This window comes from Tropicimonas aquimaris (assembly GCF_042676185.1).
Classification (GTDB): domain Bacteria; phylum Pseudomonadota; class Alphaproteobacteria; order Rhodobacterales; family Rhodobacteraceae; genus Tropicimonas; species Tropicimonas aquimaris.
Genome location: NZ_JBHTJT010000051.1, coordinates 193,883 through 205,685, shown reverse-complemented (window position 1 = coordinate 205,685; position 11,803 = coordinate 193,883). Strand labels below are relative to the sequence as shown.

Annotated in this window: 12 protein-coding genes; 5 read left to right on the top strand and 7 right to left on the bottom strand. The window is 67.4% G+C overall.

Annotation, left to right across the window (positions count from 1 at the left end; translation table 11 throughout):
- Positions 1-93 precede the first annotated feature (93 nt).
- The 3 genes from yaaA to ACFQ2S_RS22085 all read right to left on the bottom strand — a co-directional run bounded on the left by yaaA (position 94) and on the right by ACFQ2S_RS22085 (position 3,378).
- A complete protein-coding gene (gene yaaA, locus ACFQ2S_RS22095; RefSeq protein WP_386078122.1) occupies positions 94-879 on the bottom strand; it encodes a peroxide stress protein YaaA in 786 nt (261 codons plus the stop codon).
- A 64-nt stretch (positions 880-943) separates the two neighbouring features.
- Entirely contained in the window at positions 944-3,001 is a 2,058-nt protein-coding gene (gene recQ, locus ACFQ2S_RS22090; RefSeq protein ID WP_386078120.1) for a DNA helicase RecQ, read from the bottom strand.
- Positions 3,002-3,087: 86 nt separating this feature from the next.
- The gene (locus ACFQ2S_RS22085) at positions 3,088-3,378 is read right to left on the bottom strand and encodes a YggT family protein (RefSeq protein WP_089234544.1); all 291 of its coding nucleotides are present in this window, start codon (positions 3,376-3,378) and stop codon (positions 3,088-3,090) included.
- Positions 3,379-3,511: 133 nt separating this feature from the next.
- On the opposite strand from ACFQ2S_RS22085, the gene ACFQ2S_RS22080 reads away from it, so the two are divergent.
- From ACFQ2S_RS22080 to rlmN, 3 genes are all read left to right on the top strand, one after another.
- Entirely contained in the window at positions 3,512-4,072 is a 561-nt protein-coding gene (locus ACFQ2S_RS22080) for an acyl-CoA thioesterase (RefSeq protein WP_386078117.1), read from the top strand.
- A 45-nt stretch (positions 4,073-4,117) separates the two neighbouring features.
- Entirely contained in the window at positions 4,118-5,257 is a 1,140-nt protein-coding gene (gene dapE, locus ACFQ2S_RS22075; RefSeq protein WP_386078115.1) for a succinyl-diaminopimelate desuccinylase, read from the top strand.
- A 263-nt stretch (positions 5,258-5,520) separates the two neighbouring features.
- Positions 5,521-6,708 (top strand): 23S rRNA (adenine(2503)-C(2))-methyltransferase RlmN, encoded by a 1,188-nt coding sequence (gene rlmN / locus ACFQ2S_RS22070; protein ID WP_386078112.1) that lies wholly within the window; start codon positions 5,521-5,523, stop codon positions 6,706-6,708.
- Between the two features lie 37 nt (positions 6,709-6,745).
- On the opposite strand, the gene ACFQ2S_RS22065 is transcribed toward rlmN, so the two are convergent.
- The 4 genes from ACFQ2S_RS22065 to ACFQ2S_RS22050 form a co-directional block, all read right to left on the bottom strand.
- The gene (locus ACFQ2S_RS22065; protein WP_386078110.1) at positions 6,746-7,270 is read right to left on the bottom strand and encodes an HdeD family acid-resistance protein; all 525 of its coding nucleotides are present in this window, start codon (positions 7,268-7,270) and stop codon (positions 6,746-6,748) included.
- A gap of 76 nt (positions 7,271-7,346) precedes the next feature.
- Complete coding sequence (locus ACFQ2S_RS22060; protein ID WP_386078108.1) at positions 7,347-7,994, bottom strand: class I SAM-dependent methyltransferase; 648 nt, start codon at positions 7,992-7,994, stop codon at positions 7,347-7,349.
- Positions 7,995-7,996: 2 nt separating this feature from the next.
- Entirely contained in the window at positions 7,997-8,848 is an 852-nt protein-coding gene (locus ACFQ2S_RS22055; RefSeq protein ID WP_386078106.1) for an LOG family protein, read from the bottom strand.
- Positions 8,849-8,944: 96 nt separating this feature from the next.
- A complete protein-coding gene (locus ACFQ2S_RS22050; RefSeq protein WP_386078103.1) occupies positions 8,945-9,541 on the bottom strand; it encodes a helix-turn-helix transcriptional regulator in 597 nt (198 codons plus the stop codon).
- 198 nt (positions 9,542-9,739) lie between these two features.
- Here ACFQ2S_RS22050 and ACFQ2S_RS22045 point away from each other — a divergent pair, with 198 nt between their 5' ends.
- Both ACFQ2S_RS22045 and dapD read left to right on the top strand, forming a co-directional pair.
- Positions 9,740-10,810, top strand: coding sequence for a calcium-binding protein (locus ACFQ2S_RS22045; RefSeq protein ID WP_386078100.1), 1,071 nt, complete (start codon positions 9,740-9,742; stop codon positions 10,808-10,810).
- A gap of 79 nt (positions 10,811-10,889) precedes the next feature.
- A complete protein-coding gene (dapD, locus tag ACFQ2S_RS22040) occupies positions 10,890-11,729 on the top strand; it encodes a 2,3,4,5-tetrahydropyridine-2,6-dicarboxylate N-succinyltransferase (RefSeq protein WP_386078098.1) in 840 nt (279 codons plus the stop codon).
- Positions 11,730-11,803: the final 74 nt, after the last annotated feature.

The window sequence follows — 11,803 nt, the reverse complement described above, 5'->3', positions numbered from 1 at the left end:
CACCGAAGGTGCCACGCCCAACCGCCGGGGCCCCGCCTCTGGCGGGGTTCTGGTGGGCGGGAGCCTTTCCCCGTCCGCGCCCGCGACCCGACGTCAGGCGGCGCTCTGCTTCGCCTCGGCCCGGAGGAACACCGGCCGGTCCGGATCCGAAAGTTCGGGCCGGTAGGCATAGCCGCCAAGGTCGAACCCGGCCAGGCCCTCGGGGTCGGTCAGCCGGCGCTGCACGATGAAGCGGGCCATCGCGCCCCGCGCCTTCTTGGCAAAGAAGCTCACGATCTTCGGCCCGCCCGGCTTGTCCTCGAGAAACACCGGCGTCACTACCCGCAGCCCGAGGACCTCCGGCTTCACCGCGCCGAAATATTCCTGGCTCGCGCAGTTCACCAGCACGCCGGTCCCGGCTGCCTCGGCGGCCTCGCGCAGGGCATGGGACAGCGTATCCCCCCAGTAGTCGTAGAGGCTGGCGCCCCGGCGGGTCTTGAGACGGCTGCCCATCTCGAGCCGGTAGGGCTGGATCCCGTCCAGCGGGCGCAGCACACCGTAGAGCCCCGAGAGGATCCGCAAGTGATCCTGCGCCCAGGCCAGCTCCTCCGCGTCGAGCGACTTCGCTTCCAGCCCGGCATAGGTGTCGCCGGCAAAGGCGCGAACGACGGGGCGCAGATCCTCCTTCCCGGGCGCGTCGGAAAAGGCCGCGAACCGCTCCCGGTTCAGCTTGGCGAGGTCCGCGCTGATCCCCATCAGCGCCTGCAACTTCGGCGCGGACAGCCTGCGCGCCACGGCGGCAAGGGCGTTCGCATCGTCGCGGAGCGCCGGTTCGGTCATGTCGATGCCGTCGGTTTCGGACCAGTCGAGCCGTTTGGCGGGCGAGATGACGACGAGCATGAGGATCCCCTTGTGGTTTGCAGCAGCGCGGATCATAGCGCCCGTGACGGCGGGTTCCAGCGCTTCAGGACGCCTCGGCCAAGACTTCGAGGAACGCCGGGCCGAAACGCTCGACCTTCTGCGTGCCCATTCCCGGGATCCGGGCGAGGTCGTCGAGCGACCCCGGGCGCCGTTCGGCGATCTGGCGCAGCGTGGACTGGGTGCAGCTGAGATACTTGTCGACCCCGTCGGGCCCGCGCGCCAGGTCGCTCTGCACCTCCTGGAGCCGGTCGAACACGCCACCGGCCGCGCGCCCGGCCAGCCGCCGCCGGGCGGGATGCATCGGCGCCTCGCCGGCACCGGTGATCACCTCGAGGAACAAGGTGCCGTATCGTTCGAGCTTGCTCGCCCCTACGCCGCCGATCCGCGCCATCTCGTCGAGCGTTCCGGGGCGGGTCTCCGCCATCTCGATCAGCGTCCGGTCGTTGAAAACGACATAGGCCGGCACCCCCGCGGCCTCGGCCAGCGCCCGCCGCTTCGCCTTCAGCGCCGAGAGAAGCGGCGCATCCTCCTCGCGCACCAACGCCTTGACCACGGGCCGGTCCTTGGCGCGCTGCACGCTGTCCTTGCGCAGGGTGATCGAGGCCTCGCCGCGCAGGATCGGGCGGGCCGGATCTGTCATCCGCAGAGCGCCATGCCGCTCGGGATCGGGGCGCACCAGATCATGGCCCATCATCTGCCGGAACACCGCCTGCCACTGGCGCTTGTCGTATTCCGTGCCGACCCCGAAGGTCGGCAGGCCGTCGTGGCCGCGCTCCCGCACCTTCTCGGTCGCGTTGCCTAGCAGAATGTCGATCAGATGACCGCTGCCGAAGTATTCGCCGGTCCGCAGGATGGCCGAGAGCGCCTTGCGCACCGCGGTCGTGCCGTCGAACAGCTCCGGCGGCCGGTCGCAAAGGTCGCAATGCCCGCAGGGGTCCGCGCGCTCCTCCCCGAAATAGGCCAGCAGCGCCTGACGCCGGCAACCAAGCGCCTCGGCAAGCCCCAGCAGCGCGTTGAGCCGCCCGTGATCGGCCGCCTTGCGCTCCTGTGGCGCCAGCCCCTCGTCGATCTGGGCGCGGCGCAGGCGGATGTCGTCCGGGCCGAAGAGTGTCAGCGTCTCTGCGGGCGCACCGTCGCGGCCGGCGCGGCCGATCTCCTGGTAATAGGCCTCGATGCTCTTGGGCAGGTCCGCATGGGCGACCCAGCGGATATCGGGCTTGTCGACCCCCATGCCGAAGGCGACAGTCGCCACCACGATCAGCCCGTCCTCGGTCTGGAAACGGTGCTCCACTGCGCGCCGCGCGTCCGGCTCCATACCGCCGTGGTAGTGGCAAGCCAGGTGCCCGGCATCGCTCAGCGCTTTCGACAGGCTTTCGGTCTTGGCGCGGGTGCCGCAGTAGACGATCCCGGAGCGTCCCTTGCGGGCGGCCGCGAAATTCAGGATCTGGGTGCGCGGCGAGTTCTTGGCCTCGAAGGCGAGGTGGATGTTGGGACGGTCGAAGCCGTGCAGGAACACCCGCGGCGTCTGGCCGTCGAACAGCCGGGTGACGATCTCGCCCCGCGTCTCCTCGTCGGCGGTGGCGGTGAAGGCGGCCAGCGGCACGTCGAGCGCCCGCCGCAACTCCCCGATCCGCAGGTAGTCGGGCCGGAAATCGTGGCCCCACTGGCTGACGCAATGCGCCTCGTCCACCGCGATCATCGAAACGCCGGCCCGCCGCAGCATGTTCGCCGCCGCCCCAGAGGCCAGCCGCTCGGGCGCCATGTAGAGCAGCTTCAGCTCGCCACGGTCGAGCGCCTCGAAAACCGCGTCCGTCTCTTCCGGCGTGTTGCCCGAGGTGAGCGCACCGGCGGCGACGCCGGCCTCCCGCAGCCCCCGAACCTGGTCGCGCATCAGGGCGATCAGCGGCGAAATGACGACGGTCACGCCCTCGCGGCAGAGCGCAGGGAGTTGGAAGCAGAGCGACTTGCCGCCGCCCGTGGGCATGATCGCGAGCGTGTTCTCGCCCGATGTCACGGCCTCGACGATCTCCGCCTGTCCCGGGCGGAACGCGCCGAATCCGAAGACCGACGACAGGAGGTCAGATGGGGAGGGCGCGGCCATGGCCGATCCTGCGGATTGTGTTCAACTGCTCGTTATGGCCTGGAACATCCCACACCGGGAATCGGTGCACAAGGCCCCGAGGGGTCTCAGTAGACCGAGCGGGCGAGGGCCGGCAGGAAGATGTCGCGCGCCGCGATGATCAGAACGAAGACCGCGAGCGGCGCCAGGTCCAGCGGACGGGTGTCCGGCAGGATGCGCCGGATCGGGCCATAGATCGGCTCCAGCAGCTTGTTCAGCCCGTCCCAGATCCCACGCACCAGCGGCTGGTTGTAGTTCAGCACGTTGAAGTTCAGCAGCCAGCTCATGATGATGTGCACGATCATGATGAAGAAGGCCACGCTGAGCAGCAGGTCGATGAACTGGATGATCGCGATCATGGGGTCGGGCTCCGGGTTATCCGCGCGAAGGATGTAAGGCCCGACGGCGGCGCGCGCAACCGTCCTGCCCTCATGTAATAGTTGACGTTCGCGTAAAGATTGGATTGACACGGGGTGGAAAAAGGAGCCGCGCATGTATCCCGTCATCCGCCTCGTCAAGGAAGTGATCCGCCACCGCAACGCGCCCCGGCTGCCGCTGACCGGCACGCATGTGGCCCATCATATCTGCTGGCCGTGGGACATCGATCCGTGGATGGAGCTGAACAACGGCCGCACACTGACGCTGTACGATCTCGGGCGGGTGGTCCTGTTCGAGCGGATCGGGATCGTGCCCCTGATGCGGGAGAACCGCTGGGGCGGGACGATCGCCGGCTCCTCATTCCGCTATCGCAAGCGGGTGCGCGCCTTCGACCGCTACGAACTGCGCACGCGGATGGTCGGATGGGACGACAAGTTCTTCTACGCCGAGCAGGCGATGTGGCGGAAGGGCGAGTGCTGCTCGCACGGGCTCCTGCGCATGGCGATCACCGACCGCAACGGGCTGGTCCGGACCGCCCAGGTCGCCGCCGCGCTTGACGCCGCGCCCGAGAGCCCGCCGCTGCCGGACTGGATCCGGGCCTGGATCGCGGCCGAGGCGGAGCGGCCCTGGCCGCCCATGCAGGCCGAACCCGCCGCCCGCGAGATTGCAGCCTGAGGTCAAAGCGGCTAGGCCAGCGGGGCACTGCCCCGAGGACCTTCCATGACCGACCCCGTTGATCTCACCGCCGCTCTCGTCCGCTGCCCCTCGGTGACCCCCGAGGAAGGCGGCGCGCTGGTCCTGCTCGAAGAGCTGCTGCGCGAGGCCGGGTTCGACTGCACGCGCGTCGACCGCAACGGCACCCCCAACCTCTTCGCCCGCTGGGGTGCGAAGGGCCACGCCCGGAGCTTCGGCTTCAACGGCCATACCGACGTGGTCCCGGTCGGCGATGCCGGCGCCTGGAGCGCCGATCCCTTCGGCGCCGAGATCAAGGATGGCGTGCTCTGGGGGCGCGGCGCGGTCGACATGAAATCCGGTGTGGCGGCCTTCGTCGCCGCGGCGGTCGACCTCGTCTGCGATGCGCCGCCGGACGGGGCGATCCTGCTGACGATCACCGGCGACGAGGAAGGCGACGCCCGGGACGGCACCACGGCCCTGCTCGACTGGATGGCCGAGACCGGCGAGGCCATGTCGGTCTGCCTCGTCGGCGAACCCACCTGCCCCGAAGAGATGGGCGAGATGATGAAGATCGGCCGCCGCGGCTCGCTCACCGCGCGGTTCACCGCGCGCGGCGTGCAGGGCCACGTCGCCTACCCGCACCGGGCAAGGAACCCGGTCACCGCCATCGCCATGCTGGCCGCCCGCCTCTCGGCGCATGCGCTGGACGAGGGGACGCCGCATTTCGATCCCTCGACGCTTGCCCTGACCACGATCGACACCGGAAATCCGGCCACCAACGTGATCCCGGCCACGTGCCGCGCCACCGTCAACATCCGGTACAACGACCTGCATGACGCCGCGAGCCTCACCGGTTGGCTGCAATCGGAAGCGGATCGGGTCGCCGAAGAAACCGGCGTCGAGATCGACATGGAGGCGCAGAGCTCCGGCGACGCCTTCGTGACACCGCCCGGCGCGCTCTCCGAGATCGTGGCCGAAGCGGTGGAAGCCGAAACCGGCCGCCGACCCGCCCTCTCGACCTCCGGCGGCACGTCGGATGCCCGCTTCATGAAGAACCACTGCCCGGTCGTCGAATTCGGCCTCGTCGGAAAGACCATGCATGCCGTGGACGAGCGGGTGCCCGTGGAGCAGATCCGGCAGCTCAAGGCGATCTACACCGGCATCCTCGAGCGCTATTTCGCCTGAGACCGCACCCGAACTGAGCCGGCTGCAGGACACGCCGGCTCAGACCCGATGCATGGGCCGGACCGCCTGCAAGGACAGTGCAGCGGGGATGCGGGGTATTTGTTGCCAGAAAGAAGGCTCAGGCTTTCAGATCTTCTTGGCCGAAATACCCAGACCCACCGGATCGGGAAGGACTGCCGCGCGAATGCCGGGCGCGGCCTGCCTCTTGGAATGGATCCCCGGATTATGTATATGCGGGGCTTCAACCCCGAAGGATCTGCCCCATGCCCGCCAGCGCCCCCATCACGCAGGACGTTGTGACCATTGCCCGCAAGCTGCCCGAGACCGACCGGATCAACCTGGTCGGGCTGACCCGTGCGCAGTTGCGAGAGGCGCTGATCGCGGGCGGGACGCCCGAGAACAAGGCGAAGATGCGGGTCGACCAGATCTGGCAGTGGATCTACCAGAAGGGCGTGCGCGAGTTCGACGCCATGACCAACCTCGGCAAGGCCTACCGGGCCGAGCTGGCGGAGCGGTTCACCATCGAGATCCCCGAGGTGGTGTCGCGGCAGGTGTCGGCGGACGGCACGCGCAAGTACCTTGTCCGTATCGCCGGTGGCCACGAGGTGGAGACGGTCTACATCCCGGAAGCCGATCGCGGCACGCTCTGCATCTCGTCCCAGGTCGGCTGCACGCTGACCTGTTCGTTCTGCCACACCGGCACGCAGAAGCTGGTGCGCAACCTGACCGCCGGCGAGATCGTCGGCCAGGTCATGCTGGCGCGGGACGACCTCGGCGAATGGCCGGAGCCGGGACGCAACCCGAAGGACGAGACACGGCTCATCTCGAACGTCGTGCTGATGGGCATGGGCGAGCCGCTCTACAATTTCGAATCGGTCCGTGACGCGATGCGCATCGTGATGGATGGCGAGGGCATTTCGCTGTCGCGCCGCAGGATCACGCTGTCGACCTCGGGCATCGTGCCGGAGATCGCGCGCACCGCCGAGGAGATCGGCTGCATGCTTGCGGTCAGCTTCCACGCCACCACCGACGAGGTGCGCGACAAGCTGGTGCCGATCAACCGCAAGTACAAGATCGCCGAGTTGCTGGACGCGCTGCGCGCCTATCCGAAGCTGTCCAACTCCGAGCGGATCACTTTCGAGTATGTGATGCTCAAGGACGTGAACGACACGGACGCGGACGCCCGCCGCCTGGTGAAGCTGATCCAGGGCATCCCGGCCAAGATCAACCTGATCCCGTTCAACGAATGGCCCGGCGCGCCCTACGAGCGCTCGGACTGGGAGCGGATCGAGAGCTTTGCCGACATCATCTACAAGGCCGGCTACGCCAGCCCGATCCGCACCCCGCGCGGCGAGGACATCATGGCCGCCTGCGGCCAGCTGAAATCCGCCACCGACCGGGCACGCAAGACGCGCGCCGAGATCGCGGCGGAGGCCGGGCTGAACACCTGAGCCACGGGCCCAAAGGCCCGCGGCGCGGTCTGTAAGATCAGCTCTCGGCTTCCTGGCCGTCGCTGCTCAACGCCATGGCGAGCGACCAGACGCCGTCCGACAGGAGCTCCACCCCCAGAAGGATTCCGAGCACCACCGCGGCGGATTGCGGGAAGTTGGTGAAGACCATCACCGCGAGGATCACTGACACGACGCCGGATAGCAGGATCGCCCAGAAGAAGCGCCGGTCCTCGAGCGAGAAGGCGAGGATGATCTTGGTGATCCCCCCGGCCAGGAACAGGATGCCGACCATCATGGTCAACGTCACCATGCCCCGCAGCGGATGCCCCAGAATCGTGATGCCAAGGTAGATCGCGAGCGCGCCCATCAGCAACGTCCAGATCTTTGCGCCGGCGCCGGGCACGCGGAACCCGGCAATCACCTGCAGCACGCCGAAGATCAGGAACATCCAGGCAGCGATCGTTGTCGCGGCAAGGCTCGCTGCAAACGGATTCATCAGCGCGAAGATACCACCGGCGATGGCAAGAAGCGCCATGATGATCCACAGGATTCGATTGGTCATCTATTCCCTCCCCAATCTGGAAACCTGTCAAAGTCGTGCGCCTAAAAGCCCGAAAAATCAACAATTCCCGTTGGATTCAGGAAATTCCTCTGCTGGCGTGGTGCCGGAGCAAGGTAATCCGGTAGGGTTGCTCCACCCCTGAAGGCGTGCGGTGCACGTGGCGCCGGCCATCGATCAGGGCAAACCGTTCCGGGGCGATCCGGTGCAGTTCGGCGGCAAGCGCCTGCGAAGACCACCGCTGCACGGCCAGGCCGGCGCAGCGTTCCGGGCCATCCTCGGCGAAGGTCGCCATGATCGCGAGCCCTCCAGGTGCGAGGGCCGCGCGCATGGCGCTGACGTAGAGCGCGCGATCCGCGGGCTCCGTGAGGAAGTGGAACACCGCCCGGTCGTGCCATATGGACCAGTCCCGGCCGGGCGTCGGCTGCCATTCGGTGATGTCGGCCTCGATCCACTCGACCTCCGAAGCGCGGGCGCCCAGCCGCGTCCGGCTGCCCTCCAGCGCCGTCGCCGAGAGGTCGAGCACCGTGACGGGACCGAGGCCGCGGGAGAGCAGGCCGTCCACCAGCCGCGACCGGCCACCGCCGGCATCGATGATCGCCTCCCCCGGCTGCGCATGTGCCGCGATCAACTCCAGCGAAAGCGCAGCCTCCGCCTCGTACCAGCCCAGGTCGTCTTCGGCCCTGGACCGGTAGATCTCCTCCCAATGTCCGCGCCTGCCGGCCACTCCTACCTCCCCGGAACGACATCCCTCTTGAGCCCGGCGCCATTCCAGTTGTCGATCGCCGCCACCGCCTCCTCCGCGGTTTCGACGATCCGGAACAGGTCGAGATCCTCGGGACTGATCGTCCCGACCTCGGCCAGCGCCTCGAAATCGATGACCCGCTCCCAGAACTGCCGCCCGAAAAGCAGGAACGGAACCTGCCGCATCCGGCCGGTCTGGATCAGGGTGAGCGCCTCGAAGAGCTCGTCCATGGTGCCGAAACCGCCGGGAAAGATGGCGATGGCACGGGCGCGCATGAGGAAGTGCATCTTGCGGATGCCGAAATAGTGGAAGTTGAAGCAGAGCTCCGGCGTGACCCACTGGTTAGGCGCCTGCTCGTGCGGCAACACGATGTTGAGCCCGATGGACTTGCCGCCCGCATCGGCCGCGCCGCGGTTGCCGGCCTCCATCACGCCCGGGCCACCGCCGGTGACGATGATGTCCTCCCGGCCGCCGGAGTTCGCCAAGCTGCGCTCGGTCATGATCCGCGCGAAGTTGCGCGCGACGTCGTAGAAATGGCTCATCGCGGCCATCTGGGGTGTGGGGGCACTGTCGGCGTCCTCCGGCGGGCGAATGCGGGCGCCGCCGAACAACACGATGGTCGACTGGACGTTCTGCTCGGCCATCATGATCTCGGGTTTCAGCAACTCCAGTTGCAGGCGCACCGGGCGCAGCTCGTCGCGCAGGATGAAATCCAGATCGTCATAGGCGAGGCGATAGGCGGGGGAGAGGGTCTGCTCGGTATCCGGCTGCCCGAAGGTGGAGCGCATGTCCTCCTGAGCATCACGGAAGGATCGTTTGGACTGGTCGTCTTTCATCGCGCCTTTTCCTGTATGAACGGCCCAAGGCTAGCCCGGTGCGCCGGCAGGGGAAAGTGTCATCGCGTGGCGCTTGTACCAGAGGGGATGCAGCGATCAGGCGTCGAACCGGATCCCGTCTGGGCTCTGGGGCCTCACGTCCATTTCGCTGATCGAGAAGAGATCCTCGAGGAAATAGGCCGAGAGCTCCGCCCGGCTGGCAAGTCCGGATTTCCGATAGACGGACTGCGCCTGCTGGCGAGTGGTCGCCTCGGAGGTGCGGCGCAGAACGGCGATCTCGCGCAGGGTGGCTCCCTTGAGCAGCAACCCCGCAACGTCGGCTTCGGCGGGCGTCAGATCCCAGTCAGAAAACTGTCGCTCGATGGCGGCGCTCAGACCATCGAGAAACCGGCGGCTCTGCGCCCTCCAGGCCTTCCCCTCACGGGCGGCGCGTTCGACGTTCAGTTCGAGCCGATCCGTCCGATCGCTCAGGTGCGCGAGGCGCAACACCATCAGGGTGGCAACGACGGCCGCACCAATGAGGATCAGCCGGTCGAAGAAGTCGACTGCCAGCCCGGGGAGCCATCCTGCCCCCTGCTCCACCAGCAGATCGAGCAAGGTGAGCAGCAACGCAAGCGTCGCAACGCCCGTGGCGGCCAGAATCGACAGGATCGGTCGCGGCACAGCAGGGTCCTCGCTGCAAGCGGTCTCCATGTGCCGCCTATCCTACCCGCCTCGGCCCGATACGCCCATCCGTCAAATGGCGGATGGCGCCGTCCGGCCGCGACGGAGGGGCCTGTCGCCCGGATGGCGGATGGACCGCCAGCGCTCCGGGTGGCGTTGTGAAACGGCGATTCCGCGCGTCACGCAGTGCGACGGATCGATCTCTCGCAAACAGGAAGGACTCCAGTCATGCTTCTCGACATTCCACAACCCGATCCGACGAATTTCACCACAATCATCGACAATCCGTTCATGACGCTCCGCCCGGGCACAACCTTCTTTCTCGAGAAGCCCGAGGACGGCGAGCAGGTCTCCGTGACCGTCACCCACCAGACCCGGGTGGTAGACGGTGTGACCTGCGTTGTCGTGCACGACGTGGAGCGTGTGAACGGCCTCGTCGTGGAGGACACCTACGACTGGTATGCCCAGGATGCCGGCGGCAACGTCTGGTATTTCGGCGAGGAAACCGCCGAATACGAGCCGGGCTCCGACACGCCCGAGACCACGGACGGCTCGTGGGAGGCCGGGATCGACGGCGCGCGCGCCGGCATCGTGATGCTCGCCGAACCCGAGGTCGGCCTGCGCTACTACCAGGAATTCTACGAGGGCGAGGCCGAGGACTGGGCCGTGGTGCAGTCGCTCGACGACACCGTCAACGTGCGATACGGCGACTTCGAGGAGGTGCTGCGCACCCGCGACGTCAACCCCCTCGACCCGTCCGAGGAGCGCAAGTTCTACGTCGAAGGCGTGGGCTTGGTGCTGGCGACCGACGAGGAAGGCGGGCGCGAGGCGCTGACCCGGATCGAGGTGCACGGGCGTGATGGCGACGACCGGCTGCTTGGCTATTCCGGCGGCGACAGCCTGTTCGGCCGCGGCGGCTCCGACATTCTGCGCGGTTTGGAGGGCAATGATATTCTCGCCGGCCAGAGAGGCGCCGACAGCCTGCGCGGTGGCAAGGGCTTCGACGTGCTCAGGGGCGGCGGGGGCAACGACACGCTTCGTGGCGGCGTCGGCGGAGATACCTTCGTCTTCGGACGGTTCGACAACGGCCGGGCCGAGACAGAAACGATTGCCGACTACGACATCGAGCAACTCGACATGATCCGCCTCGCCGGCGGTTCCGCATCGGTGGCCAGCCAGGTCGAAACCGCCGATGGCTGGGAGCTGACGATGGCGGGCGACGGCGACGTGCTGCGCATCCTCGGTGTCGAGGACGCCGAAGGCGATGGCCAGATCTTCGACGATCTGCTCTTCGTCTGAGCCCTTCAGATTGCCAGCACGCGGTCTGCACACTATAGCCTCGACCCCAAGCATTGCACCAAAGGGGAAGGGGCCGCCGATGTCGACCGCTCAGACCAACGCACAGCTCGAAGCTGCCATCGAAGCTGCCTGGGAGATCCGGGACACGATCAATCCGCACACTGGCGGCGAGACGCTGGAAGCGATCGAGGACACGCTCGCCGCGCTCGACAGCGGCACGCTGAGGGTGGCCGAGAAGCTCGAGAGCGGCGACTGGCACGTCAACCAGTGGGCCAAGAAGGCGGTTCTGCTGGGCTTCCGCGTCAAGGACATGGAGCAGCAGGACGGCGGCCCGCAGGGCGGTCACTGGTGGGACAAGGTCGACAGCAAGTTCAAGGGCTGGGGCGACAACGAGTGGAAGGCAAGCGGCTTCCGCGCGGTGCCCAACTGCATCGTCCGTAAGTCGGCCTACATCGCGCCCGGCGTGGTGCTGATGCCCTCCTTCGTGAACCTCGGGGCCTATGTCGACGAGGGCACGATGGTCGATACCTGGGCCACCGTCGGCTCCTGCGCCCAGATCGGCAAGAACGTGCACCTGTCGGGCGGCGTCGGCATCGGCGGCGTGCTGGAGCCGATGCAGGCAGGCCCCACGATCATCGAGGACAACTGCTTCATCGGTGCCCGCTCCGAGGTCGTCGAGGGCTGCATCGTCCGCGAGGGCTCGGTGCTCGGCATGGGCGTCTTCATCGGCAAGTCCACAAAGATTGTCGACCGTGAGACCGGCGACGTGATGTACGGCGAAGTGCCGCCCTATTCTGTCGTCGTCGCCGGCTCCATGCCGTCGAAGAACGGCGTGAACCTCTACTGCGCGGTGATCGTGAAGCGCGTGGACGCCCAGACCCGCTCCAAGACCGGCATCAACGAGCTGCTGCGGGACTGACCTTGGGTATTGCAGCGGGCCAGCTGACGACGACTGGCCTGCTGTTTCTAATTTTTACACAATGGGCCGCGTTT